Genomic DNA, 24,747 nt, shown 5'->3' with positions numbered 1-24,747 from the left:
ATGGCGCGCTTCTGCCGCAGGGCAGTCGGCGACCACGTGATCATGGCCGATCGCTCGTGGCCCCACGCCGAATCCATCGTGCTGCACATTCGAGATCGGCACGGCAAGGACTGGATCGCCAAGCACTGCCGACGCGAGGAGCATTTCGCGCAGGAGTTGGTCGCTTATCGGGAATGGGTTCCTGCACTCGGCGGTCTTGCCCCCACCCTCCTGGGCCAGGACGAGCGCCACCGGACACTGCTGCTGACCTTCGAGCCGGGGGAGGTCGAGACCTACGATGGTGCGGGCACCTACCGCCAGGCCGGCGCGCTGATCCGCAGGTTCCACGACGCGGCCGACCAACGAGCCGGAGACGACTTCGTCGCGCTCCTTGCGGCTCGGCTCGACCGGGCGCTCTCCCGCGGTCGAGAGATCTTCTCCAGGCGGGACGCCGACTTCCTCCGGGAGCAGCTCAAGCGTCTGAACTGCCTGCCTGAACCGATGCGTGTTCCCGTCCATGCGGATAATCAGCCGCGCAACTGGCTCGTGGACACCAGCGGGACCGTTCGATTGATCGACTTCGGGCTGTCCCGCTGGGATGTGTGGATCCGCGATCTCGTCCGGCTCTATTACAGGGATTGGCGTAGGGAGCCGGAACTCCAGGACGCGTTCCTCGACGGGTACGGCCGCCGCCTCCACGCGGCGGATCTTGAGTTACTGCAGGTTCTCGGCGCCATCACTGCAGTGACCACCGTCCTGTGGGCACGCGAACGAGGCGACGCGGGCTTCGAATCTCAGGGATGGAACACCCTGGCCCTGGTACGAACGGAGGCTGGTTGATGAGTTCGACACGCGGCCGGGTGGCCGTCACCGGCGGAGCCGGGTTCCTGGGCTCCCACTTGTGCGACCTGTTGATCGCACGTGACTACGAAGTCGTATGCGTCGACGACTTCTCGACTGGAATCGCGAAGAACATACAACACCTCGTCGATCACCCAGCTTTCACCCTCATCGAAGCCGATGTCGCGGTGCATTTCGACATACCGGGAAAGCTTGACTTCATCCTTCACCTGGCGTGTCCTGCGTCGCCCGTCGACTACCTCAGGATGCCGATAAAGACGCTCGAAGCCGGGTCGCTCGGCACACGCAACGCGCTCAGGCTGGCCCGGAGGGATGAAGCACGGTTTCTCCTCGCGTCCACCAGCGAGATCTACGGTGATCCCCAGTCGCACCCCCAGGCGGAGTCGTACTGGGGCAATGTCAATCCCGTCGGTCCGCGCAGTGTCTACGACGAGGCCAAACGCTTCGGTGAAGCTCTGACCGCCGCGTACAGGCGCCACCACCACGTGGACACGTGCATTGTCCGGATCTTCAACACCTTCGGTCCTCGCATGAGGATCGACGACGGACGGATGATTCCGACGTTCATCAATCAGGCGCTCGTCGGCGAGCCGATCACCGTCACGGGCGACGGCACCCAGACCAGGTCCCTCTGCTACGTCGACGACACAGTCGAGGGAATCTACCGAGCCATGACGGCGACCATTCCCGGGCCCATCAACATCGGCGGCGACGAGGAGATGTCAGTCCTCACCATGGCATCGCTGGTGCGCGACCTCGTGGGCGGAGAATCTCCCGTCACGTACGTAGACGGGCGTGAGGACGACCCGAGAAGCCGGCGACCCGACCTGTCGCTGGCTGTCCTGGAACTCGACTGGAGACCGCGGGTGCCCCTCGAGGAAGGGATTCTTCGCACCGTGGAGTGGTACAGCGAGGCGTTGCCCGCCCTGTTCCCATCGCGGACTGTTCACCATGCCAGAAGTCTGCCTGGATGAACGGGGATATGAACTGGCTACGGCGCGCCCGGGAAAGCGCCACGCTTTCCACCCGATGTGAGCACTGGCCGTCGTCCTTCCAGATCCTTGCTGCCGACGTGGAGAGTCTCATGTGGGCGCGTTCCCACCTGAGCTGCACTGTCCTCCCTCATACGTTTCCGGCGGGTCACCGGGAAACTCTCGTAGTTGTTGCCAGCGACCGCCAGGTCGTCGATGCCGTGCGTACCGAGCTCTCCAGAACGCCCACCCATGTGGTGGAGGGATTTCGCGGCCAGTTCTGGCAGCGCGGCACCATCGGCTCGCTCGGCGCGTGGTACTGCCCCGAGGGGCCAGAGGGCGGGCATGCCGTTGTCAGGATGGGCGAGGACGCCTGGCTGGTGGCCGCGCACAGCTCGGCAGTGTCGGCCCTGGCCGCGGTGCGGTTGTGCAGAGAGATCCAGAGAATGCGCCTGGCCTGCCACCGCGCGGTGACGGTCCACAGTTCGCTCGTGATCCTGCCGGGACTCGGCGGCGTGCTGTTCGCAGGAGCAAGCGGAGCCGGAAAGACCACACTCTCCCTGGCGTTGGCGCAACGGGGAGGATTCGTCGTGGACACGGACCAGCTCTATCTCCTCGACTACGGCGGCGTCGGCATGCTCGGGGCCGGTCTACCGAATGCGCACAGAGTCGGGGCAGGCACATGGGATCGGCTGTCGCAAGTCTCGGGGGCGTCGTCGGTTGCCCTGCTTCGCGGTTCCTCCGCCGACCTCGACGGGAACCCCAAGTACGGCAAGACCTGGGTGACGGCGCTCGAGGCCGAGGTAGTACATCGTGTGGCATCGGCGCCGGCGGCGCGCATCGATGTGATCGTCTTGCTGACCGCCGAGCATGGCCTCGTCGAGCCACGGCTGAAGGGTTTGGGGCGCGACCAGGCGGTCGCCTGGCTCCGCAGGGAAACCCTTGCGGCCGATCTGTTGCATGCGGAATTCTGGCTGGCGGAACCCGACGAGATCCCACCCACAGGGGTCACAGAACGTGACATAGGCGAGGTCGTCGGCCGTATCCCGATGGCCTCGCTGCATTGGGACCCCACGCGACACGATATCGGTGACGTGCTGCGCTGTCTGCACGCGAAATTTCCCGGTATGAGCGTCCTTTGACGCTATTGCTGATATCACCGCAACGGTTCAAGACGCACAACGCAGAGGGGAAGTGATTGCTCAGTGCCCAGTTTGGTGCCCGACGCCTTGCCCGCGGGCAAGATCAACGGGTCGGAGCAACCCGTGCTGGCGGTGCGCGATGGCGTGATGCTCAGGCCCTGGCAGATGTCGGATTCCGGTTTCTTGATGGACGCGTTCCGCGATCCCGGCATCATCCGCTGGTACGCCAGGACCATGGCTGATCGCAGCGAGGCCGAACTCTGGATCCAGCGCTGGCACGACCGATGGGCCCGAGAGGTGGGTGCGGGGTGGGTCATCGAGTCGGACGGCACCGCGGTCGGCCAGGCCCACATTCGCGATCTATCGCTGTCGGACGGATTGGGGCGATTTTCCTGCTGGGTGGTTCCCACGGCCCGCAGGCGCGGTTTTCGGACGCAAGCCTGTCAACGGCTCGTCCGATGGGCGTTCGACGACATCGGGCTGAACAGGCTCGAATCAACACATTCAACTCAGAATCCGCGTGCGTGTGATGCAGCGGTCAAGGCAGGCTTCCCCTATGAGGGCACACTCCACCGCAAGGCGCTCTATCCTGATGGCTGGCACGACCTGCACCTGCACGCCATAGTCAACGAGAACTCGGGCGACTTCCAGGAAGAACAACCGCTCTAGAGCATCAGCACCAGGAGTTGAACGGAGAACGATGTCCTCGGCAGTTCGCCTGCTGTGCATGCGGCACGGCCAGTCCACCGACAACGTGCACAACATCTCTTCCAGTCGCCCCCCGGGGGCCGGCCTGTCGGACCTCGGAATGCGTCAGGCCAGAGAAGCCCTGCAGAGCATCGGAGACCAGCCGGTCACAGCGATCTACTCAAGCACCGCCCGACGGGCCGAGGAGACCGGGACCGTCCTCGCCGAAAGCCTCGGCACCACTCTCATCGGGAGACGAGAGCTTCTCGAATACGACGTCGGGGAGTTCGAGGGCTCGGCTGCTCCCACGGCCATGCGGCATTCTCATGCGATGCTGCGTCGATGGGTGGTCGACGCGGACCTGGAGGCGCGGCTGCCCGGGGGCGAGAGCGGCCGAGAGGTGGTCGACAGGTTCAGCTCCGTTATCGCAGAGATCGCGCTGTCGCATGCCGGCGAAACCGTGGTCGTGGTGGGGCATGTAGGGACCCTCACCATAGGACTCCTGAACCTGTGCGACGGGCTTCCGGTTTCATCGGTCTGGGGACGCCCTCTCCCCCATGCGGTACCGGTACAGGTGGAGTACGACGGCAAAGCGTGGACGTGCTCCGCATGGCCCGAAGCCTCCGACATGGCACCACGATCCGTCCCGGCGCTCTGACCAGTCCGCGGACTGTCTGGATGCCGAGCGGCCGCCGTTTGCCAAGGCGGCGAACGCCGATCGGCTGATCGAGCGGACCATCGGGATCGCTGGCGCGAGTGGCGCGTTCGGGCCCCAAGTGTTACGCACCGCGCTGGACTCCAGCCCCGTTATGGGAAGCCGGACGGGTGGAGGACACGTGGAATCCGATGGGACATGCCCTGCGCACAGCCGTGAGCATGATTGCGCGCCGGCAGGGATGGGGGCCGGCGGAGGCGTGCGCCCGATCGGAATGCGATCAGCGCGTTGCCCGAGCTCGCGCAGATCGAGTTGATCAGCGACTTGGGGGATCCGCAGGCCCCCCCTTGACCCCCAGGACTGCCCCACGCCAGAGCGCCTTCACGATGCGTCTCCAACGGCCCTCGTGACCACGCCCAGCCGTACGGACAGCAGCGATGAAAGCCGAATCTGGCAGCCCCCACATCGACACGCAGGCGGCCGTGAAGTGACAGCAGTCAGTAGCGTCGGCGCAGTTCCTCGACGCAGGGAGCTTCTCCTCGGCCGACGCCTCGCTCATGGTGCATCCAGCACATCCACCGACCGAGCACCTCACACCATCGCACTGGGTACATCCGGCATTTCTTACCGGGGCCTTGTCGCACATGCCGCGGCCTCCCCCGAACTCGGCGTCAACGCACAGGACGCTGAGACCGCACGGCCCGGCGGTCGGTACGGTCCGCCCGCCGTCTCCGGACGCGGTGGCGGACGAGCGCGCGTGCTGCCTCCGATGAGAACACCGCCGAAAAGAGCGGCATGACCTGTCCAAAAACTTTGCGAATCGGACAGATCTGACGTTAACGGTATGGTCTCGACCCTTGACCTGCTCCCGAGCGCGTATGTGAAATATCACACACCACTCATTCGAGGAGAGTCTCATGCGCAAGACGCACATCCTCTCCCTGGCCGTAACCGCGATGATGCTGGCGGGATGTGGACAGGGTCTCCTTGGCAATGGAGGCGGCGCCCAGGACGAGGCCAAAGGCCCCATCCGCCTTGGCATGCTCGTCCCGCAGTCAGGCAGCGAGGCCGCGATCGGCCCCTACATGACCAACGCGGCCCAACTGGCCATCGACGAGATCAACGCCAAGGGCGGCGTCCTCGGCAGGCAGCTCCAGCTCACGGCCGCCGACGACGCCTGCGACGCCCAGACGGCCGTCGCAGCCGCCAACAAGGTGGTCACCGAGGGCGTCGAGGTATCCATCGGCGGATACTGCTCCGGCGCCACGCTGCCCACGTTGCCGGTGTTCGGCAAGGCGAACATTCCGATGATCATCCCTGCGGCCAACTCGCAGGAACTGGTCGACCAGAAGCTGAAGCACGTCTTCCTGATCAACGGCACCGGCACCCAGCAGGCCGAGGCGGCCGGCAAGTGGATCGCCAAGCAGGGCGCCACCAGGGTCGCGCTCATGCACGACAACACCAGCTACTCCAAGGACATCGCGGTCCGCACCCAGCCGATGCTGGGCGACAAGGCCGTCATCACCGAGGCCGTCACGCCCAAGGAGAGCGACTACAGCGCCAACATCCACAACGTCCTGCAGAAGAAGCCCGACTTCGTCTACTGGACCGGCTACTTCCAGGAGGGCGGCCTGATCATCAGGCAGCTGCGCCAGGCGGGGTTCAAGGGCTCGATCATGGTCGGCGACGGCTCGGTCTCCGCCAAGCTCGGTGAGATCGCGGGGCCCGAGGTCGACGGCGTCTTCGCCACCATGACGCCGATCCCCGACACGCTGCCCGACGCCAAGGGCTGGATCGACTCCTACACCAAGAAGTTCGGCTCGGCTCCCGGCCCGTACTCCAACCAGGCCTACGACGCCGTGCGGCTGGCCGCCGAGGCGATCAGCAAGGCGGGCTCCACCGACAGCGCCAAGGTCATCTCGGCGCTGGAGGGGATCAACGGCTTCACGATGTTCTCCGGCCCGTTGAAGTTCACCCCCGAGCACACGCTCTCCGCCGGAGGTTTCCAGATCCTGGTGTGGAAGGGCGGCAAGTTCGCCCTGCAGGACGCCCTGTCATGACCCAGCTCGTCTGGAACGGCCTGTTCGTCGGCTCGTTCTACGCTCTGGTGGCGCTGGGCTACAGCATGGTCTACGGCATCATCAAACTGCTCAACTTCGCTCACGGCGATCTCTACATGCTCGGCGCCTTCAGCGGCTTCGCCGTCCTGTCCGCGCTGGGCGGGGTCTCCGCCGCGATGACGCTGCCTGTGCTGCTGGCCGTACTGCTGCTGACCATGGTGAGCACCGGCTTGGCGGGCGTGGTCCTGGAGCGGGTGGCCTACCGCCCGCTGCGTGGCGCGCCCCGCCTGTCGCTGCTCATCACGGCCGTCGGCGCGTCCTTCGCGATCGAGTACGGCATGCGCATCGTCGCCGGCCCGGACCCCCAGGTCTATCCCGTACGGCTCAGCGGTACCGCGTTCGAGGTGTTCGGCGCCTCGCTCACCCTGCCGCAGCTCGTGCTCATCGGCGTCGCCGTCGTCCTCATGGTCGGTCTCCATCTCCTGGTCGCCAAGACCCGCGAGGGCAGGGCCATGCGGGCGATCGCCCTCGACCCGCGCACCAGCTCGCTGATGGGCATCGACGTCAACGCCGTCATCTCCAGGACCTTCTTCATCGGCTCCGCGCTGGCGGGCGCCGCGGGCGTGATGGCCGGCGCCTACTACGGGAAGATCGACTTCCTGATGGGTTTCCTCATCGGGCTGAAGGCCTTCACCGCGGCGGTCATCGGCGGCATCGGCAACATCCCCGGCACCATGCTCGGCGGCCTCGTGCTCGGCCTGCTGGAGTCGTTCGGCACCTACTGGCTCGGCGGCGAGTGGAGGGACGTGTTCGCCTTCGGCGTGCTGATCCTTTTCCTGACCGTGAGACCGACGGGTCTGCTCGGCGAGCGCGTCACGGAGCGGGTATGAACGAGACCAAAGCCCCCGAAGCCCCTCGCAAGCTCGGCGCCACAGCCCCTCGGACCAGGCTGTCCAAGCTGTTCGACAACCGCTGGGCCGGCCTGGCAGGACTGCTGATCGCGCTGCTCGCGCCGTTCGTGAACGCCAGCGACTACGCGCTGTCCATCATGACCAGCGCGGCGATCTTCGCGATGTTGGCCTCGGGCCTGAACATCGTGGTGGGCTACACCGGCCTGCTCGACCTGGGCTACGCGGCCTTCTTCGCGGTCGGCGCCTACACCAGCGGGGTCCTGGCGACCCGCTTCGAGCTGCCGCTGCTGGTCACCGTGCCCGCCGTCATCGTGGTCACGGTCATCGCCGGGATCATCATCGGTGCGCCGACACTGCGGCTGCGCAGCGACTACCTGGCCATCGTCACGCTGGGCTTCGGCGAGATCATCCGCATCACCGCCAACAACCTGCCCGTCACAGGTGGCCCCTCGGGCATCTACGGCATCCCGAGCCTGACCGACAGCCCGGTGACGTTCTACTACGTCACCGTGGTGATCGTAGCGATCGCGATCATCGGCGCCTCGCGCCTGGGCAGGTCGCGGCTGGGCCGGGCGATGCGCTTCGTGCGCGAGGACGAGGACGCCGCCGAGGCGACAGGCGTGCACACCTACCGGGTCAAGCTGGCCGCCTACATCGCGGGCGCGGTCTGGGGCGGCCTGGCGGGCGTGCTGTTCGCCGGCCACCTGTCGGCGATCTCGCCCAACAGCTTCACCTTCCTGCAGTCGGCGCTCGTCCTGATGGCCGTGGTCCTCGGCGGCATGGGCTCGGTGCCCGGCGTCGTGCTCGGCGCGATCGTCATCAGCCTGCTGCCCGAACTGCTGCGCGGCGTGGCCGACTACCGGTACTTCATCTTCGGGGTGCTGCTGATCATCGTGATGCTCGTCAGGCCGCAGGGTCTGTGGCCCGCTCGCTCGAAGGAGGCCCTCAAGTGACGCTCCTGGAGGTGAGAGAGCTCCGTCTGGCCTTCGGAGGGCTGGTGGCCATCGACGGCCTCAGCTTCTCGGTGGGCGAGGCTGAGATCGTCTCGGTCATCGGCCCGAACGGCGCGGGCAAGACCTCGGCCTTCAACTGCGTGACCGGCTTCTACCGGCCCACGGGCGGCACGATCGCCTTCGACGGCAAGTCGCTGCTCGGCAAGCGGCCCTCGGCCGTGGCGGCGGCCGGCATCAGCCGAACCTTCCAGAACCTGCGGCTCTTCGGCGAGCTGTCCGTGCTCGACAACGTCCGCGCGGGCAGTCACCTGCGGCTGAAGCAGAGCGTCTTCGACGCGCTCCTGCACACTCCGCGCTATCGCCGCACCGAACGCGAATGCACCGCCGAGGCCAACCACTGGCTGGACTTCGTCGGCCTGCGCGGTGACCGCTGCTCGGAGGCTCGCAACCTGCCGTACGGTGAGCAGCGCCGCGTGGAGATCGCCCGCGCACTGGCCCGCGAGCCACGCCTGCTGCTGCTCGACGAGCCCGCCGCGGGGCTCAACCACGCGGAGAAGACGGAGATGCTGGACCTGATCAGGCGCATCCGCGACCTCGGCATCGCGATCGTGCTGATCGAGCACGACATGGGGCTGGTCATGCAGGTCTCCGAACGCATCGTGGTCCTCAATTTCGGCAAGGAGATCGCCGACGGCCGCCCCGAAGAGGTGCGCCGCGACCCCGCCGTCATCGAGGCCTACCTGGGGAGCGACACGCATGCTTGAGATCAGTGACCTCGACGTCCACTACGACGGCGTGCACGCGCTGCGCGGCCTGTCGCTGACCCTCGGCGCCGACGAGATCGTCACTCTGCTCGGCAACAACGGCGCCGGCAAGACGACGACGCTGTCGGCGATCTCGGGCCTGGTACGGCCCAGCGGCGGCAAGGTCGTCTTCGAGGACAAGGACATCACCGGCCTCGCCGCGCACAAGATCACCAGCCAAGGGCTCGTCCACTGCCCCGAGGGCCGCAGGGTCTTCAGCACCATGAGCGTGCACGACAACCTGCTGCTCGGCGGCTACCTCGTGCGCGACCAGGCCGAGGTCAGGAAACGCATCGACCGCGTGTACGACCTGCTGCCGCGCCTGGCGGAGCGCCGCGCCCAGCAGGGCGGCACGCTGTCCGGCGGCGAGCAGCAGATGCTCGCCATCGGCCGTGCGCTGGTGACGGGCCCTCGCCTGCTGTTGCTCGACGAGCCGTCGATGGGCCTGGCGCCCCTGGTCGTCGCCCAGGTGATGGAGCTGATCGCCGACATCAACGCCGCGGGCACCGCCGTGCTGCTGGTGGAGCAGAACGCCTCCGCCGCACTGAAGATCGCCCATCGGGGTTACGTGCTGGAGAGCGGCCAGGGGACCCTGTCGGGCACCGCCGACTCGCTGCGCTCCGACCCCCGTGTGGTGGAGGCCTACCTGGGAGGGGCGTGATCCGGCGGTCGACCATCACACCGGCGGCGAGTCGTTCGGAATCGCCGCCGGCGCGGCGACCGCGGAAACCGCGGGCCGATCACGTCCCGCCCGGCACCCGCCCCCGGCAACCAGCAGATGGCGCTGATGATCGGGATCTCGTCAACGTCGCTTGGACAGTCTGCGGTAGGCGACGACTTTGTCGCCCGGTCCCGGATACGCCATGATCAACAGCCGCTGGGTGCCGTACTCCTCGCCCTTCCAGGGGAACCAGGCGAGGTGCCCGCGGATGCGGTAGTGCCTCTTGCGGCCGTTGAGCGACAGGTCGGGCAGTTCGGTGCCGCTCAGGCCGTCCTGAGGCTCATCTCGCCGCTCCGGCTGGCGTAGCCGACCTCGACGACGTCGTCCCAGCCCTTGGTCTCGACCGGTGGGCGGCGCGTGTAGGTCTCCAACGTGACACAGACGTGGAAGTCGGAATGCGTGTCCACCGTCACGCGGCCGGGCCCGGCGGTGACCGGGCCGGCGGACGTGCTCCTGCCCTCGCCGGCGAATTCGTCGTACAGGTCCAACCCCGCCTCGGGCCACTCCGGCTCCTTGAGGCGGATCGCCTTGGCGGGCTTGATGAGGGGCGAGCACCCCGCTCAGGTTGCCGACGTTCACGCCTTCCACCTGCCCCAGGCGAGCCAGCTCGCGTGGGTAGTCGCGGGTGTGGACGGCGCACAGGCGACGGCCGTGGGCGAGCAGCACCTGGTCGGGCGTGGTGGCGGCGAACGCGAGCGCGTTCTGCCGGCGTACGGCGCAGATGAAGGCGCACGCCAGTCAGCGGCGGAGGCTCCGCGGGCCTGCCGTCCGTCTCCCAGGGTTCGGGAGGCGAGCAGTCCTCTGCCGTGGTGATCGGGCCGCGTGACTGGTCGGCGGCCGGCAGGAGGCACAGGGCCACGGCGGTGGCCAGCGCCGTCACGAGCACGTGGTGGCGCAGGCGGGCGGCGGGTGGGCACCGTACAGGAGGAGCAGGATGAGGGCGGAGGCGGCGAGCGCGGCGCTGTACCACAGCGGGGAGAGGCCGAAGAGAATCTCGCCTGGCCGACCAGGACCGGCACCAGCCACAGCAGGTGGACGGCGTTGCCGAGCTGGTACGGAGCGACGAACTGCACGACGGAGTAATGACCGAGGCCGTAGGCGACGGTCGAGGTCACGCCCATGGCGGCGTCCGCCGGCCCGGCCACGAGCCCGAGCAGCCGCAGCCATCGAGGCAGGGCCCGGCGAGGACCACGAAGAACAGTCCGACGACGGCGAAGGTGAGCAGGTCGAAGGGCACGCCCGACCACCACGGGTACGGGATCGGAAGCCGGTACAGCAGCGTGCAGGCGACGCTGAGGTACAGGGCCGCCCGTAACAGCCGGACCGGCCTGTCGTTGACCGCCGCCGTGCCGGCCGGCCGCCCGCGCAGCACCTGCCAGTAGGCCCAGCCCTTCAGGACTCCTCCCGCAACCATGAGGAGCTCCACCCACCAGGTGTAGGGCACGAAGTCCGGGTCCCATCCGCCGGTGACGATCTCGCGCAGGAGCGCGGGGTCGCCCGTGGCCAGCGCGTGGACGCCGGACGCGATCACCGCAGCCACATAGACGGCGGCGAACAGCGCGGCGATGGTGCCGAACCGATGGCGGCGCACGAACGATCCCCAGGGCACGAGCGGACAGGATCCGAACAAAGGCGCCCAACCCTAGCGAGCCACCACCGAAACGATCAAGGGCCCGGTGACGCTCCAGGTCGCCACCGCGCTGGACGAGTCGGCTCAGAGGGGAGGAACGGCATCCCCGAGGCGCGACACCTCGGCCCGCACCGGCGGATCGCGCGGCCGCTCGCGGACGTCGGCTCCTCTCCACGTGCCCACATGGTGCGGTCCCACCCCGACCGCGCAGGGCCGTTCGGCACGGCGAGCCGGAGCCGAGGGACGCAGCAGACGTAGAGACGGATTTTCCTCCGCCGCGATGAGTTCCGACCCCGCCGCCGGTATGTACTCACGAGCTCGCAGGAGTACCTCGGGCGAATCGATCACCAGGGAGAATCGAAATGTCGAACAGTCGTGCGGCAGACGAGGCCGCCATCCAGGCCGTGCTGGTTGACTCCTACAAGGCGTGGGAGGCCGGCGACGCCGCGGGCATGGTCGCCAACTACACCGCGGACGCGACCGCCATCATGACCGGCTCGCTCCGCGACAGCCGTGAGGTGATCCGGCAGAACATGGCCGTGGCGTTCGAGGGGCCGCTCAAGGGCACCTCGACCTACAACAAGCAGCTCGGCATCCGCTTCATCGGCAGGGACGGCGCGATCGTCATCACCGAATCCGCCATCCTGTTCCCCGGCGAGACCGAGGTCCCGGACGACGCGCACAAGGTGAACGCGACCTGGGTCCTCGAGAAGCGGGACGGCCAGTGGCTGATCGCCGCTTATCACAACAGCCCGGTGCCGGCGCCGGCGCAGTGAACCCTTATCCGCAACCAGCAGTGACCGTGTGCAGGGCGATGACGAATATCGGACCTCAAGCCCTGCATCGCTGAGAGCGGGACGCGTCAGTACGAAAGGGGGCACGCCAAGGATCTTGTTCCCGGCTTCTTGGCGTGACTCTTCGTACCGAAGCCCCTGACTACGAGCGATGTTCAGGAACAGCACTATCCATCCAACATTGGGGATGTATGTCATGGCCAGGCCGTTGATGACCGCGCGGGGTGACGGGGAAGGCTTCGATCGTCGGATCGAACCGTTCCGGACGGAGCTGCTGGCGTACTGCTAGACGTGCTCAGCTTCTCCACATCCGAAACGGCGGAGATCCTCGGCACCACCGTCGTGTCGGTGAACAGCTCCCTGCAGCGGGCGCGTACCCGCGTCAGGGAGGCCGGGGTCCGGCAGGAACGGGTCAACGAGCCGTCCGCGGCCGAGCAGCGCGCCTGGGTCGAACGCTACATGGAGGCGTTCGAGCGCGCCGACGTCGAGGACCTCAAGCGGCTGCTCTACCGAGGACGTGATCATGGAGATGCCGCCGATGCTCAACTGGTTCTCCGGCCGCGGCGACTACGGCCTGTTCATGGAATGGGTCTTCGCGGTGGCCGGGAAGGACTGGCTGCTCAAGGAGGTCGCGGCCAACGGCGGCCAGCCCGGGTTCGCCGCCTATCAGCGCGTCGGCGACGGGTACTCCCTGCACACGCTCCAGATCTTCACCGTCACCGACGAGGGCATCAGCCGGAACTCGGTCTTCCAGGACTTCGACATCCACGCGACTTTCGGCCTGGCGGCCGAGCTCGACGACCAGGGACTCGCCATCGCCGGGGCCTGACGCGCCGACCGTACGCCGTCGAGTGTCATGCCGCTGGGACCGGCCGGCCCCGCCTGTGTCTGCGTTCGATGTTCAGATGGTGTCGCTCGCGGACGGCATCGCGGTCGACCGGCGACGCCTGCCGACCATGACGCCCTCCATCCCGCGCGGCCCGGCCGCCGTGTCTTGCTGAGAGCGCCAGCCCCAGCGAAGGGCCCGACTCACCTCATTTTGTAGCGACGGTATGGATTCCAGCTCCGCTAGCCATTCATGCGCAGCTAGCGATGCTGTCATCGCATCGCTAGCACTGCTAGGCCAAGACGGAGGCAACCCCCATGCTCAGAAAGCCACATCGGCACCGCGATGGCCGTCCTCGTCGTTCTCGCTGGACGTCATTTCCGGCCGGGTCAGCGCCAGTTCAGGCACCGGCCTCGAGCATGGCGAGGTCGCGCACCGCATAACGGTGATGCTCGGCCTCTTCCTTCAGCACCACCTTGAGGCAGCGGCGCACGACGTACTCCTGGTCGGGATACGGGTCCGCCGGCTTGCGACCGCATACCCGGTCGAGCTCGGCCTCAGTGAGCCCGTCGACGGCACGCCGCATCGTGGCCATGCGGGCGAGCCGGGGCGCGAGCACCTCGTCGAGCGTCGGGGAGGCTTCGAGGGTGAGACCGAGCTTCGCCGTCGCGTCGGGCGGCATCCCGCCGGCGGGGAAGCCCAACGGGTGGTACGGCGCTTCCTCCTCCAGCACGGCATTGCCGAGCCAGGCATCGCCGGCGAACAGCAGGTGCCGTTGGGTCTCGACCAACGACCACTCGCCGTTGACCTGCTCGTGCAGCTTGGCCTCGGGCAGCAGCCTAGCGCGGTCGAGTGTCTCCGCCCACAGCGTCTCGATGGCTTCCCAAGCAGTTCGGTAATCGTCGGGGGACGTGGCGTCACGTGCCAGCACCCGCGTGGGGTGCTGCCGGTCGAGCTCGGCCTCGACGAAGGCGGTCACGTCGACGTCGTTGACGACGAGACGCTCGAAGTCGCCACCGAGGTAGACGTCGCCCCCATAGCAGTCGACGATCTTCAGACCGCTGACCTCGCAATCGCGGATCTCGAGACCGGCAAGGTCGCACAGGTGGATGCGGGCACCACGGAACTGGTCACTCTGGGCATACTCAGCAGCCATTGGGGCAGTCTCCCGCGCCCGTCCCGCGCCCGTCCACCACGAAGGCAAACCCCTCGACGACGCCGCGGCTTCGGAGCTGGTGGCCCGCATGCGGGCGTCGGCGGGCCGGGCGGGATCCGGGGCAGCGGCACAGCGTGCTCCCCAGGGGTGGCGGGGCTGGTCAGTGGGGTTGCCCTCGGAAGCGGCTGCGAGGGTTTTGTGGACGACGCCGACGGAGACCTTCACCCCGGTGGCGATGGTCGCCGACCTCGCCACCCGAGCAGCGCTGAGCGCGCCGGCTGAGGGCCGAGCGCCGTACGCCGGGCTGCGGGCGCTCGACGTGCCCGAGGAGCCGGTGGCCAGGCTCTGGCACGCGGCGACGCTGCTGCGCGAGCGCGGGGACGGTCACAACGCTGTCCTGCTCGCCCACGGCATCGCCGGCACCGAGGCCCATGGGACCTCCGGCCGCGCCGGTTCACGGCGCGTCGCGGCGCACGGTTCGCCGTCCGGTTCGTCGCTGGGTCCCAACGGGACGCGCCGATGTTGGCCGGCCGGACGGATCCGCGCCCGCCCCGCTTCACCATGCTGGAGCGATGCGCCGATCAGGAAACGAAGACGCCGCCGCGATGATCGCCGACATCGAGCGGCTCGTGAGCTGCGAGTCCCCGTCCGAGGACCTGGCCGCGGTCGCCCGCAGCGCGGAGGCGGTCGCCGAGGTCGGCGGCCGTCTCCTGGGCACTGAAGGGGAGCGGGTGGAGGTGGCCGGCCGCACCCACGTGCGCTGGCGGTTCGGCGGCGAGCCCCGGGTGCTGCTGCTCGGGCACCACGACACGGTGTGGCCGGTCGGCTCGCTGCGGACGCATCCCTTCGAGGTCCGCGACGGGCTGCTGCGCGGGCCCGGGTGCTTCGACATGAAGACCGGGCTGGCGATGGCCTTCCACGCGCTCGCGACGATGGACGACCTGGACGGCGTGACCCTGCTCATCACCGGCGACGAGGAACTCGGGTCCCCCTTCTCGCGCGAGCTCATCGAGGACGAGGCCCGCGGATGCGCCGCCGCGCTGGTCCTGGAGGCCGCCGGGCCCGGCGGAGCCCTGAAGACCGCGCGCAAGGGCGTCTCGCGCTACGAGGTGCTGGTGCGGGGACGGGCCGCGCACGCCGGGCTGGAGCCGGAGCGCGGCGTCAACGCCTCGGTGGAACTGGCCCGCCAGGTCGTGGCCGTGGCCGGGCTGGGCGACCCGGGGCTGGGCACGACCGTCACGCCGACCCGCCTGGAGGCGGGCACCACGGTGAACACCGTGCCCGGCCGGGGCCGCTTCGAGGTCGACGCCCGGGTCTGGGAGGCCGCCGAGCAGACCCGCGTCCACGCCGCGATGCTGGGCCTGCGGCCCGCGCTGGAGGGCTCAGAACTGGAGATCATCGGTGGTCCGAACCGGCCGCCGCTCCCGGCCGCGGCTTCGGCGGACCTGTTCGAGCGGGCCCGCCGGCTCGCGACGGACCTCGGGCTCGCCCCGCTCGCCTCGGTCGCCGTCGGCGGCGCCTCCGACGGGAACTTCACCGCCGGAGTGGGCACGCCGACCCTCGACGGGCTGGGCGCGGTCGGCGGCGGGGCGCACGCCGACGACGAGCACGTGGTCGTGGCCGAGCTGCCGGGGCGCACGCGCCTGCTCACGGCCCTGCTCGCCGAGTTGCTCGCGGCGCGGGGTTGTCCGCCCGGACGAACCGGGCCGCGTCCTCCCGTGCTCGCCGACCAGCTACCGGACCGGACCGGCTGCGAGCATGACCGGCGTGACTGATCTCATCCGCGACCGTCACGGGTCCCGGTCCGTCGACTTGGCGTACGCCGCGGCCGAGTCGGCCGCGCACAGCGCGGGCATCGACATCCGCCCCCTGGACAGCGTCGTAGACCTCGAGGCCGTCCGCCGCCTGTACGAGCGCATCTGGCGTACCGGTGAGAACAACCCGCCGGTGACGGCCGACCTGCTGCGGGCGATGGCGAAGGCGGGCAGCTACGTCAGCGGCGCCTTCGACGGGGACGAGCTGGTGGGTGCCTGCTTCGGCTTCTTCTCCCCGCCCGCGCGCGAGGCCCTGCACAGTCACATCGCGGGGGTGCTGGCGCGCGTGCAGGGCCGCAACATCGGCTTCGCGCTGAAGCTGCACCAGCGCGCCTGGGCCATGGCCCGAGGCGTCGGCGAGGTGTGCTGGACCTACGACCCGCTGATCAGGCGCAACGCCTACTTCAACATCACCAAGCTGGCCGCCGACCCGGACGAGTACCTCTCGAACTTCTACGGCCCGATGGACGACGACATCAATCGCAGCGACGACACCGACCGGGTGCTGGTGCGGTGGCGGCTGGAGTCGCCCGCCGCCGTGGCGGCCTGCGCGGGCCGGCTCAGGTGGGCCGACGCGGCCGCCGCCCGCGCGGCGAAGGCGGCCGTGGCACTGGACGTCTCGCCCGCGGGTGGGCCGGTCGCCGGCCGCGCCGGCACGAGCACCGTGCTGGTCGGCGTCCCCGGAGACGTCGAGACGATCCGCGAGCACGATCCGGGGCTGGCCGCGCAGTGGCGTACGGCGCTGCGGGACGTGCTGGGCGACCTGCTCGCCGAGGGCGCGCGGGTGCGCGGATTCGACCGCGCGGGTTGGTACATCGTCGACAGGCGGGAGTCGCAGTGAAGCTGTCAGGAGTGGAGATCCGCACCATCCGGGTGCCGCTCGTGTCGCCCTTCCGGACGTCGTTCGGAACGGAGACCGTACGGGAGGCGCTGGTGCTGCGCGCCGTCACCGGTGAGGCCGAGGGGTGGGGCGAGTGCGGCGCGGGGATCGCGCCGCTGTACTCCTCGGAGTACACGCACGCCTCGGCCGACGTGCTGAGCCGCTACCTGATTCCGGCGCTGGCCGGGGTGGCGGACCTGGACGCGCACCGGGTCGCCCCGGCGCTGGCCGGGTTCAAGGGCCACCGGATGGCGAAGGCCGCGCTGGAGACGGCGGTGCTGGACGCCGAGCTGCGCGCGGCCGGCGTCTCGTTCGGCCGGGCCCTCGGCGCGGTGCGCGCGAGCGTGCCGTGCGGCGTGTCCGTCGGGATCACCGGGTCGATCCCCGAACTGCTCGACGCCGTGGCCGGCTACCTGGAGGCGGGCTACCTGCGGATCAAGCTGAAGATCGAGCCCGGCTGGGACGTCGAGCCGGTCCGGGCGGTGCGCGAGCGCTTCGGCGACATCCTGCTGCAGGTGGACGCCAACACCGCCTACGGGCGCGGCGACGCGCGGCATCTGGCCGGGCTCGACCCGTTCGGGCTGCTGCTGCTGGAGCAGCCGCTGGCGGAGGACGACCTGCGCGGACACGCGGAGCTCGCCGCGCGGATCAGCACGCCGATCTGCCTCGACGAGTCGATCGTCTCGGCGCGCGCCGCCGCCGACGCCATCGCGATGGGCGCCTGCCAGGTGGTCAACATCAAGCCGGGCCGGGTGGGCGGATACCTGGAGTCCAGGCGGATCCACGACGTCTGCGCGGCGCACGGCGTGCCGGTGTGGTGCGGCGGCATGCTGGAGACGGGGCTGGGCCGCGCCGCCAACGTGGCGCTCGCCGCGCTGCCCGGGTTCACCCTGCCCGGCGACACCTCGGCGTCCGAGCGCTACTACCGGACCGACCTCACGCCGCCGTTCGTCCTGGAGGACGGGCACCTCGCGGTGCCGGCCGGCCCGGGGCTGGGCGTCGCCCCGATCCCCGAGGTCCTGGACGAGGTGACCGTCGCCACGGAGTGGGTCCCTCTCGGCTGAACCGGTCCAACCGGACAAACCGGATAGGATCCTTTCGTCATGCAGAACGAACGCCGGCCCGACGCCGCTGCGCTAGCTTCGGACGCGTGCTCGTCCCCGTGACCGGCCTCCCGCGAGCCAGCCTCGCCCGCGTCCTCGAGGAACTCGGCTCCACCCTGCTCGACGTCGTCTGCGGCGACGTCGAGCGGGCCGGCGACGTCGGCGACGTCGTCATCTACGACCCGCTCGACGAGCCCGAGCTCCCGAGCCGCGCGCTGGTGTTCGGCGTCGGCCTGCACGACCCGGCCGACCTCGCCCGGGTCGTGACCCAGCTCGGCAGGCACGACGCCGTCGGCCTCGTGGTCCGCGCGCCGGTCGTGCCCGACGAAGAGCTCGTCGCGGCGGCGCGCGAGGCAGGGGTGACGGTCCTGTCGTTCGCGCGCGGCGCGTCGTGGTCGCACCTGGCCGGGATGCTCCGGTCGCTGATCGCCGAGAGCGGCGGCCCGGACGGCGCGGACGCGCACACGGTCGGCCGGATCAGGTCCGGCGACCTGTTCGCGGTCGCCAACGCCATCGCCGCGCTGCTCGACGCGCCCGTCACCATCGAGGACCGCAACTCCCGGCTGCTGGCCTTCTCCAGCCGCCAGGAGGAGGCCGACCACTCGCGGGTCCAGACGATCCTGGGCCGCCAGGTCCCGGCGCACTACACGCGCATCCTGGAGGAGCGCGGGGTGTTCCAGGCGATCTACCGCGGCGACCGGCCGGTCTTCGTGGCGCCCCTGCCCGAGCAGGTCGACCCGTCGCTGCCGCCGGAGCTGCCCCGGGCGGCGATCGCGGTGCGGGCCGGGGACGAGATCCTCGGCACGATCTGGGTCGTCGTCCCCAAACCGCTGGACGAGGAGCGCGGCGAGGCGCTGTACGAGGCGTCCAAGCTGGTCGCGATGCACATGGTGTGGCAGCGCGCCGACGCCGACATGGAGCGGCGGCTGCGGGCCGAGCTGCTGAGCACCGCCCTGGAGGACGGGCCTGGGGCGCGGGAGGCGGTCCGCCGCCTCGGGCTGAAGGACGAGCCCGCGGTCGTCCTCGCACTGAACGTCGTCGGCTCGGCGGCCGAGCCCCCGCTGCCCGCCCAGCTCGCCACCGAGCGCAAGCGGCTGGCCGACGCCTTCGCCATCCACCTGTCCGCGGCCCACCCGCGGGCCGCCGCGGCGCTCATCGGCGACGTCGCCTTCGGCGTGCTGCCCCTGCCGCAGCACCGGCACCAGAACCGCGAGGAGGCCGAGGAACGAGCGGCGTGGATCGCCTCCGAGTTCCTGGCCCGCGTCGGCTCGCGGCTGCGCCCGCTCATCGGGGTCGGGTCGCTGGCCGCCGACAGCTCGGCGCTGGCCCAGTCGCGATCGGGGGCCGAGCGCGCCCTGCGCGTGCTGCGCTCGGGGGCCGGCGGGCGGCAGGTGGCCCGGCTGGACGACGTGCATGTCGAGGCACTGCTGATCGAGCTGGCCGACCTCGTCCCGCGCGGCGACATCCCCAGCGGGGCCGTCGCGCGCATCGTCGCCTACGACAAGGAGCACCAGACCAGTCTGGCCGAGACGCTCCGGGCCTGGCTCGACGCCTTCGGCGACGTCGCGGTGGCCTCGGCCGCGATGTACGTGCACTCCAACACCTTCCGCTACCGGCTGCGCCGGGCCGCCGAGGTCGGCCGGCTCGACCTCGGCGACCCCGGCGCGCGGCTGTCGGCCATGTTGCAGCTGCGCCTGATGTCGATCAGGTCGGCTCCGGACGGCTGACGCCCGGCAGGCCGAGCGTGCCGATCAGAAAGGCCAGCCACTCGGCGTCCTGCGCGGCGGCGACGTCGTGGGCGGTCGCCGCGCCGTGACCGGCGTCCTCGAAGACGTGCAGCAGGATCGGCGCCTCACCCCGCTGCGCGGCCTGAAGGCGCGCGGCGAACTTGCGCGCGTGCCAGGGCCGGCACCGCGGGTCGGTCGCCCCGGCCTGCAGGTAGACCGCCGGGAAGACGCCGGGCTCGACGAGCTGGTACGGCGAGAGCCCGAGCAGGCGCCGCACCTCGTCCGGGTCGTCCGGGTCCCCCCACGCCTTGCGGATGACGAAGTCGAGATAGGGGTCGCGCGTACCGCCGACGAGGTCCAGCAGCGGGGCCCTCGGCAGGACCGCACGCCACAGCTCGGGCCGCCGGGTGAGGGCGATGCCGCACATGAGGCCGCCGTCGGAGCCGCCGGTCAGCGCGAGCCGATCGGAGGTGGTCAGGCCGGTGTCGAGGAGGTGCTCGGCGACCGCGACCAGGTCGGCGTCGCGGACGTGCTTGCGCTCCCGGTGCGCGGCCAGGTGCCAGTCCCGGCCGAACTCGCCGCCGCCGCGCAGGTACGCCTGCACCAGCACGCCTCCGGCGGCCACGAAGGCGGCCAGGTCGGGCTGGTACTGCGGCAGGAGCGGCACGTTCGCCGCGCCGTACGCGGAGATCAGCACCGATGCCGGCGCACCGCCGGCACCGCGCACCACGTGGTACGGCACGGCGACGCCGTCCGGCGCGAGGGCCGCGCCCTCCTCCAGCACGGCGTCGAGGACCACCGCGGGAGGCAGCAGCGTCTCCGGTTCCGTCTCGCCGGGCCGGTGCCGGTAGACGCCCCAGGAACTGGTGGGCGTGGAGAAGGCGAAGACGAAGTCGGCCGCGGGCGCGCCGGTGGCCAGGGCGGTCAGCGGGAAGAAGGGCGCGGCCAGCGCGCCCCGGCCGGGGAGGGGCATCTCGCCGGTGACCGCTCCCGAACGGTCGAGGATGCGCACCCTCGCGAAGGTCCGGTCGAACTCGCTGAGGTAGAGGTGCTCGCCGACCGGGGTGAGGGAGCGCAGCACCGTGTCCCCCTCCGGGACGAGCTCGCTCCACCCGGCCGGGTCGCCGGGGTCGGCCGCGTCGAGCGGGATGGCGACCACCCTGCCGCGCGGGGCGCCGACGTCGGTCACCGCGATGTAGCGCTCGCCCACGACGTGTCCGGCGACCGTCCCCGGGCATCCGCTGACGAAGGGCCGCCAGGCCCCGCCCGGATCGGACAGGTCGCGCACCGCGACCGGGACGGGGCTGCCGACCCGATGGGCGGCGACGGCCCAGCGGCTGCCGGGCGACATCTGGACGAGCGTGTACTCGCGGGAGCCCGCGCCGACCGGGATCGGCTCCGGCTCGGTCCCGCCGCCGAGCCGGTGGAGGAAGACCGTCTGCCTGAAGTCCTCCGGCGCGCCGGTGAGCGCGAGGAAGGAGAAGCCCGTGCTGTCCGGCAGCCAGGAGACGCCGCCCGCCCACGCGCTGTGCAGGACCTGCTCCGGCGCGCCGCCGAGCTGCCGCCCGGAGGCGACGTCGAACAGCCGGATGGTGTTGTGCTCGCTGCCGTCGGTGCACAGGCCGAGCGCCAGGACCCGGCCGTCGGGCGCGGGCGCCAGCCAGGACACGACGGGCGGGTGCCCGCCCTCGCCGGACCCGGCCAGGTCGGCGACCGTCCGCCCGGCTCCGAGGGGCTCGTCGGCGACGACCACCACGGGCGCCGGGCCTCCGGGCGGGGACACGACGCGGAACCAGCGGCCGGCGGCGTACTTCGGCAGGGCCGGCCGGGAGCCGGCGTCGCAGGCGCGGATCAGCGCGCGGACGGCCTCCGGATCCTGGCCGGCGTAGACGGCGGCGGTGGCGAGCTCGGCCTGCCGCCGCTGCCACTGCCGCACCTCCTCGGTCTCCTCCTCCAGCCAGCGGTACGGGTCGGGCACGCGCACGCCGGCGACGTCCTCGAAGACCTCGACGGTGCGGGCGGGCGGGTAGGCGGCGGTCACGGTGACTCCGGCTCTCGTGGGGACTGGGCTCCGGTCTCGAACTCCGCGCGCAGCCGCTCGAACGCGCCGGGCACCCGGGTCACCCGGCGGACGTGGACGAGCGCGTCGTAGGCAGCCGGGAAGTCGTCGACGGGGTCGAGGCCGCCGGCGGCCAGCGTGCCGTCCACCCCGTCGAACAGCCCGGCCGGCGCGCGGCGCAGGTCGACGGCGGCGACGGGCGGGCCGAGGCGCTCCAGCCTCGACTCGATGGCGTTCGGCGGCAGGATGCGCTCGTGGAGGGAGACCTCGCAGTCGAACGGGCGCGGCGAGCGCTGCGTGAAGCGCACCTCGGGGCCGGAGCCGTACGTCATCCCGATGACGACGGCGTCCGCGCCCAGCAGGCCGCCGAGCATCGGCCGGCCGTGCAGCGGCGTGCGCCGGACATGCGCGTTGTGCGCGCTCACGACGATCCGCTCCTCGCGCTCCAGGATCCAGCGCACGGTCTCGGCCATGAACACGTCGCGCGGGTACGGCCCGGTCTCGTCCAGGTCGAGTTCGGCGAGGAAGGCCGCGATCGAGGCCCCGCACCGGCGCACGACCCCGTCGTCGTGCTCCGCGGCACGCTCCACCAGGTCGCGGAGGCCGTCGAGCAGCCGGGCCCGCTCCGCTGCGGGCATGGCCCGGTAGCGGATCGCCGCCTCGGTCCGGCCCCCCAGATCGCTGAGGCGACGCAGTTCCTCGTCGCCGGGCAGCGCCGCCAGCCGGTCGAGGCAGGCGCGCACCGCCGGTCCGGGCGAGGTGGAGGAACCGGGCAGGTCCATGCCGTAGAAGCTGACCTTCGCCGGGTTCGCCGCGTTCCACTCCCGCATCCAGGTGAGCTGCCGCCGCATCGGCTCGCACTCGCCGAACCGGTAGGTGATGCCGTCGCGGGCGACCGTCTCGACCTCGCCGGGCCCGCCGTGGACCCACGCGTTGACGGCCAGCCCCTCGGCGAAGCCCGACTCCATCACGAAGGCGGTGAACCCGTGTTCCTCGACGAGCAGGCGGAACAGCTCGTCCTTCAGCTCGTAGAACTGCGTGATGTTGTGCGCGCCCTCGCCGAGGGCCACCACCCTGGCGTCATCGGCCAGGTCTCGCGCTAGCTGTGGAAGTACCATAGTTCCGGCGTGTACAGGAAGCTGGTCAGGGCGTTGAACGACGACTGCGGGCCCGACAGGGTGTCCTTCCACACCACGAGCGTGTGCGGCGCCGGCAGGAAGAGCACCGGCAGATCCCGGGCGAGAGCGGTCACCTCGGCCGACAGCGACTTCTCGTCCGCGCCGAAGGTCGAGGCGCCGATCAGCTTGTCCACCTCGGCGTTCCGGTAGCTGCCCAGGTTGAAGCTGCCCTCGGTGTTGAACACCGTGTTGCTGCTCGGGTAGCCGGCCGCCAGGTAGAGGGCGCCGTAGTCCTGCATGGCCCACTCGTTCCTGGTGGCAGGGGCGAAGGTGTTGCCGTAGTTCGCGTACATGTAGTTGAGCGACTTGGTCACGACCTTGACCTCGATGCCGAGCTTCTTGGCCGCTGAGGCGAAGGCGACGTCACGCGCGCCGACGAAGGCTGGTGAGCTGGCCGAGGCCAGGGTGAAGCTGATCGTCTGTCCGCGCGGGATGCCCGCGCCGCACAGGCCGGGCCCGGTGCCGGGACGTTCGCAGGTGGTGGAGCCGTTCGGCACCACCTTCCAGCCGTTGTCGGCGAGCAGCTTCTCGGCGACGGCCGGGTCGTAGGGGTAGGGCGGCTGGTCGCCGAAGGCGGGCGGGTAGGGGGAGCCGGTGCCCGCGGTGCTGTAGTTCGGGGAGGCGGCGCCGTTGTAGACGCCGCGGCTGGCGATGTAGCCCTGCTGGTCGATCAGCCGCTGCAGGGCCTTGCGGACGTACGGCTGCGCGATGACCTTGTCGAAGTTGCCGACGGTGTTCGCGAAGTTGATGACCAGCGCGTCAAGCCGGGCCGGGGCGGGCGCGCCGTACACGTTGTAGCCCTCGGCCTTCAGCGCGCCGATCTGCGCGGCGAAGCTGGAGTCGAGCGTGCCGACGGTCAGGTTGCCGGCCTTGAACTGGTTGAGCACGGCGGCGGCGGAGGTGAAGGCCTTGAAGTCGATCTGGTCGAGCCGCGACTCCCCCGGTCCGCTGTAGGACTCGTTGCGCGCCAGGGAGAACGAGCCGGTCGTCGGGTCGAAGCTCTTGAGCCGGTAGGGGCCGTTGACGACCTGCCAGAGCGGGTTGCCGGCGAAGGTGGCCTGCGACTCCGACTCCTTGGTGAGGTACCTGTAGATCGCCCTGGCGTTCTTCGGCTGCTTGTAGTCCAGGTGCGGGCCGCCGGTGGCGGCGATGTTCCACTCGGTGGAGGGCAGCACGTACAGCAGCGTCAGCATGGACAGCAGGTACGACGGGTTGTACGCGGTCCGCAGCTTGAGGGTGAGCGTGTCAGGCGCGGTGGCCTCGGCGCTCACGCCGTCGGGGAACTGGCCGGGGGTGTAGAAGCTCCAGTTGGCCAGGCTCTCCGCGAGCGCGGCCTTGAGCAGGGCCAGCGAGAAGACGACGTCGTCGGCCGTCACCGGCTTGCCGTTGGACCACTTGTAGTCCTTCATCGTGATGGTCACGGTCTTGCGGTCGGGGCTGTAGACGGGCGGCTCGGCCAGGCTCAGCTCGGCGTCGGCGACCTGGTCGCCCTCGCCGCTGGGCCGGTAGAGGGAGCGCCACAGCTGGCCGCGGGCGATGACGGTGCCGTTGGCTGCCGCCGGCGGGTACGGGTAGATGTAGTTGGGGCTGAGCCCGGGGGTCAGCGCGACGGTGGCGGTCCCGCCCTGCTTGGGGGTGCCGGTCTGGGCCGGCTTGGCGGTGTAGCTGCCGGCGATGTCCCTCGTCGCGCCCCCGCCGCCGCTGCACCCAGTGGCCAGCACGGCGACGGCGGCGACGAGTGCCACGGAGAGGCGGCCTCGGTGCTTCATTGACGGCTCCCTGAAGAGGTGTGCGGGGTGCGTCGACGATGCACCAGCCGCTTCGGCCCGTGTTCGGC

The 24,747-nt window shown here is 70.3% G+C and carries 23 protein-coding genes; 17 read left to right on the top strand and 6 right to left on the bottom strand.

From position 1 onward, the window contains the following. From HTZ77_RS24325 to HTZ77_RS24280, 10 genes are all read left to right on the top strand, one after another. Positions 1 to 819, top strand: coding sequence for a phosphotransferase enzyme family protein (locus tag HTZ77_RS24325; protein ID WP_175591980.1), 819 nt, complete (start codon positions 1 to 3; stop codon positions 817 to 819). After that, entirely contained in the window at positions 819 to 1,814 is a 996-nt protein-coding gene (locus tag HTZ77_RS24320; RefSeq protein WP_175591979.1) for a UDP-glucuronic acid decarboxylase family protein, read from the top strand. Before HTZ77_RS24325 ends, HTZ77_RS24320 begins: the two co-directional genes overlap by 1 nt. Positions 1,815 to 2,032: 218 nt before the next feature. Beyond that, positions 2,033 to 2,953 (top strand): phosphoenolpyruvate carboxykinase (ATP), encoded by a 921-nt coding sequence (locus tag HTZ77_RS24315; protein ID WP_205303311.1) that lies wholly within the window; start codon positions 2,033 to 2,035, stop codon positions 2,951 to 2,953. A gap of 63 nt (positions 2,954 to 3,016) precedes the next feature. Next, positions 3,017 to 3,622: a GNAT family N-acetyltransferase gene (locus HTZ77_RS24310; RefSeq protein WP_175591977.1), complete on the top strand. Its 606-nt coding sequence runs from the start codon at positions 3,017 to 3,019 to the stop codon at positions 3,620 to 3,622. A gap of 31 nt (positions 3,623 to 3,653) precedes the next feature. Next, positions 3,654 to 4,298, top strand: coding sequence for a histidine phosphatase family protein (locus HTZ77_RS24305; RefSeq protein ID WP_175591976.1), 645 nt, complete (start codon positions 3,654 to 3,656; stop codon positions 4,296 to 4,298). A 914-nt stretch (positions 4,299 to 5,212) separates the two neighbouring features. Continuing rightward, positions 5,213 to 6,355 (top strand): branched-chain amino acid ABC transporter substrate-binding protein, encoded by a 1,143-nt coding sequence (locus HTZ77_RS24300; RefSeq protein ID WP_175591975.1) that lies wholly within the window; start codon positions 5,213 to 5,215, stop codon positions 6,353 to 6,355. Further along, positions 6,352 to 7,245, top strand: a complete 894-nt coding sequence (locus tag HTZ77_RS24295; RefSeq protein ID WP_175591974.1) for a branched-chain amino acid ABC transporter permease — start codon at positions 6,352 to 6,354, stop codon at positions 7,243 to 7,245. Before HTZ77_RS24300 ends, HTZ77_RS24295 begins: the two co-directional genes overlap by 4 nt. Continuing rightward, positions 7,242 to 8,219: a branched-chain amino acid ABC transporter permease gene (locus HTZ77_RS24290; RefSeq protein WP_175591973.1), complete on the top strand. Its 978-nt coding sequence runs from the start codon at positions 7,242 to 7,244 to the stop codon at positions 8,217 to 8,219. The genes HTZ77_RS24295 and HTZ77_RS24290 overlap by 4 nt, the downstream gene beginning before the upstream one ends. Positions 8,220 to 8,230: 11 nt before the next feature. After that, positions 8,231 to 8,983 carry an ABC transporter ATP-binding protein gene (locus HTZ77_RS24285; protein WP_328808740.1) on the top strand — a complete coding sequence of 251 codons (753 nt, stop codon included), beginning with the start codon at positions 8,231 to 8,233 and terminating at the stop codon, positions 8,981 to 8,983. Beyond that, complete coding sequence (locus tag HTZ77_RS24280) at positions 8,976 to 9,683, top strand: ABC transporter ATP-binding protein (protein WP_175591971.1); 708 nt, start codon at positions 8,976 to 8,978, stop codon at positions 9,681 to 9,683. Before HTZ77_RS24285 ends, HTZ77_RS24280 begins: the two co-directional genes overlap by 8 nt. 323 nt (positions 9,684 to 10,006) lie before the next feature. Here HTZ77_RS24280 and HTZ77_RS24275 read toward each other — a convergent pair whose 3' ends face one another. Continuing rightward, positions 10,007 to 10,231, bottom strand: a complete 225-nt coding sequence (locus HTZ77_RS24275; RefSeq protein ID WP_175591970.1) for a hypothetical protein — start codon at positions 10,229 to 10,231, stop codon at positions 10,007 to 10,009. Positions 10,232 to 10,854: 623 nt separating this feature from the next. Beyond that, on the bottom strand, positions 10,855 to 11,352 hold the full coding sequence (locus HTZ77_RS24270; protein WP_175591969.1) for a hypothetical protein: 498 nt from the start codon (positions 11,350 to 11,352) through the stop codon (positions 10,855 to 10,857). A 383-nt stretch (positions 11,353 to 11,735) separates the two neighbouring features. On the opposite strand from HTZ77_RS24270, the gene HTZ77_RS24265 reads away from it, so the two are divergent. Next, positions 11,736 to 12,149, top strand: coding sequence for an SgcJ/EcaC family oxidoreductase (locus HTZ77_RS24265; RefSeq protein ID WP_175591968.1), 414 nt, complete (start codon positions 11,736 to 11,738; stop codon positions 12,147 to 12,149). A gap of 541 nt (positions 12,150 to 12,690) precedes the next feature. Beyond that, positions 12,691 to 12,996 carry a sigma-70 family RNA polymerase sigma factor family protein gene (locus tag HTZ77_RS46555; RefSeq protein ID WP_235995054.1) on the top strand — a complete coding sequence of 102 codons (306 nt, stop codon included), beginning with the start codon at positions 12,691 to 12,693 and terminating at the stop codon, positions 12,994 to 12,996. A gap of 397 nt (positions 12,997 to 13,393) precedes the next feature. Here HTZ77_RS46555 and HTZ77_RS24255 read toward each other — a convergent pair whose 3' ends face one another. After that, the gene (locus HTZ77_RS24255) at positions 13,394 to 14,149 is read right to left on the bottom strand and encodes a DinB family protein (protein ID WP_175591966.1); all 756 of its coding nucleotides are present in this window, start codon (positions 14,147 to 14,149) and stop codon (positions 13,394 to 13,396) included. Between HTZ77_RS24255 and HTZ77_RS48760 the strand changes: the two genes are divergently transcribed. From HTZ77_RS48760 to HTZ77_RS48350, 5 genes are all read left to right on the top strand, one after another. Continuing rightward, positions 14,103 to 14,870 (top strand): helix-turn-helix domain-containing protein, encoded by a 768-nt coding sequence (locus HTZ77_RS48760; RefSeq protein ID WP_407940540.1) that lies wholly within the window; start codon positions 14,103 to 14,105, stop codon positions 14,868 to 14,870. The two genes, HTZ77_RS24255 and HTZ77_RS48760, sit on opposite strands and share 47 nt — an antisense overlap. Next, positions 14,755 to 15,924 carry a M20 family metallopeptidase gene (locus tag HTZ77_RS24250; RefSeq protein ID WP_407940548.1) on the top strand — a complete coding sequence of 390 codons (1,170 nt, stop codon included), beginning with the start codon at positions 14,755 to 14,757 and terminating at the stop codon, positions 15,922 to 15,924. Before HTZ77_RS48760 ends, HTZ77_RS24250 begins: the two co-directional genes overlap by 116 nt. After that, a complete protein-coding gene (locus tag HTZ77_RS24245) occupies positions 15,917 to 16,804 on the top strand; it encodes a GNAT family N-acetyltransferase (protein ID WP_328808739.1) in 888 nt (295 codons plus the stop codon). The genes HTZ77_RS24250 and HTZ77_RS24245 overlap by 8 nt, the downstream gene beginning before the upstream one ends. Continuing rightward, complete coding sequence (menC, locus tag HTZ77_RS24240) at positions 16,801 to 17,907, top strand: o-succinylbenzoate synthase (RefSeq protein ID WP_175591963.1); 1,107 nt, start codon at positions 16,801 to 16,803, stop codon at positions 17,905 to 17,907. Before HTZ77_RS24245 ends, menC begins: the two co-directional genes overlap by 4 nt. Positions 17,908 to 17,993: 86 nt before the next feature. Beyond that, positions 17,994 to 19,673 carry a PucR family transcriptional regulator gene (locus HTZ77_RS48350; RefSeq protein WP_328808738.1) on the top strand — a complete coding sequence of 560 codons (1,680 nt, stop codon included), beginning with the start codon at positions 17,994 to 17,996 and terminating at the stop codon, positions 19,671 to 19,673. On the opposite strand, the gene HTZ77_RS48345 is transcribed toward HTZ77_RS48350, so the two are convergent. From HTZ77_RS48345 to HTZ77_RS24220, 3 genes are read right to left on the bottom strand one after another with little or no spacing between them, the layout of a single operon-like run. Continuing rightward, positions 19,651 to 21,714 (bottom strand): prolyl oligopeptidase family serine peptidase, encoded by a 2,064-nt coding sequence (locus tag HTZ77_RS48345; RefSeq protein WP_175591962.1) that lies wholly within the window; start codon positions 21,712 to 21,714, stop codon positions 19,651 to 19,653. The genes HTZ77_RS48350 and HTZ77_RS48345 overlap by 23 nt on opposite strands. Continuing rightward, positions 21,711 to 22,850: an erythromycin esterase family protein gene (locus HTZ77_RS24225; protein ID WP_175591961.1), complete on the bottom strand. Its 1,140-nt coding sequence runs from the start codon at positions 22,848 to 22,850 to the stop codon at positions 21,711 to 21,713. Before HTZ77_RS24225 ends, HTZ77_RS48345 begins: the two co-directional genes overlap by 4 nt. Continuing rightward, positions 22,832 to 24,679, bottom strand: coding sequence for an ABC transporter substrate-binding protein (locus HTZ77_RS24220; protein ID WP_175591960.1), 1,848 nt, complete (start codon positions 24,677 to 24,679; stop codon positions 22,832 to 22,834). The genes HTZ77_RS24225 and HTZ77_RS24220 overlap by 19 nt, the downstream gene beginning before the upstream one ends. Positions 24,680 to 24,747 lie beyond the last annotated feature (68 nt).

Source organism: Nonomuraea montanisoli (assembly GCF_013363975.1).
Lineage (GTDB): Bacteria > Actinomycetota > Actinomycetes > Streptosporangiales > Streptosporangiaceae > Nonomuraea > Nonomuraea montanisoli.
This window is presented reverse-complemented; position numbering and strand designations above follow the sequence as displayed.